Here is a 504-nt window from a genome sequence, read left to right as displayed (position 1 = left end):
ATGGCGCGATCCTGGTGGTTTCGGCTGCCGACGGCCCGATGCCGCAGACCCGCGAGCACATCCTGCTCGCCCGTCAGGTCGGCGTTCCCGCGATCGTGGTGTTCCTCAACAAGGTGGATCAGGTCGATGATCCCGAGCTTCTGGAACTGGTTGAGCTGGAAGTGCGCGAGCTTTTGTCGAAATATGATTTCCCCGGCGACGACATTCCGATCGTCAAGGGTTCGGCGCTGGCCGCTCTGGAAGACTCCAACAAGGAGATCGGCGAGGACGCGGTGCGTCAGCTGATGGCCGAAGTGGACAAGTACATCCCGACGCCTGAGCGTCCGATCGACCAGCCCTTCCTGATGCCGATCGAGGACGTGTTCTCGATCTCGGGCCGCGGCACGGTGGTGACCGGGCGCGTCGAGCGCGGCATTGTCAAGGTTGGCGAGACGGTCGAGATCGTCGGTATCCGCCCGACGTCGACGACGACGGTGACGGGTGTGGAGATGTTCCGCAAGCTGC

Annotated in this window: 1 protein-coding gene; it reads left to right on the top strand. The window is 63.3% G+C overall.

Annotation, left to right across the window (positions count from 1 at the left end):
* Nucleotides 1-504, top strand: a 504-nt coding sequence (locus C5748_RS27475) for a GTP-binding protein (protein WP_245582021.1), incomplete at both ends; no start/stop codon positions are given.

It is taken from the genome of Phyllobacterium phragmitis (assembly GCF_002980495.1).
Taxonomy (GTDB): Bacteria; Pseudomonadota; Alphaproteobacteria; order Rhizobiales; family Rhizobiaceae; genus Paramesorhizobium; species Paramesorhizobium phragmitis.
Note: the sequence above shows the minus strand (reverse complement) of the source record. Positions and strands in the feature narration are given on the sequence as shown.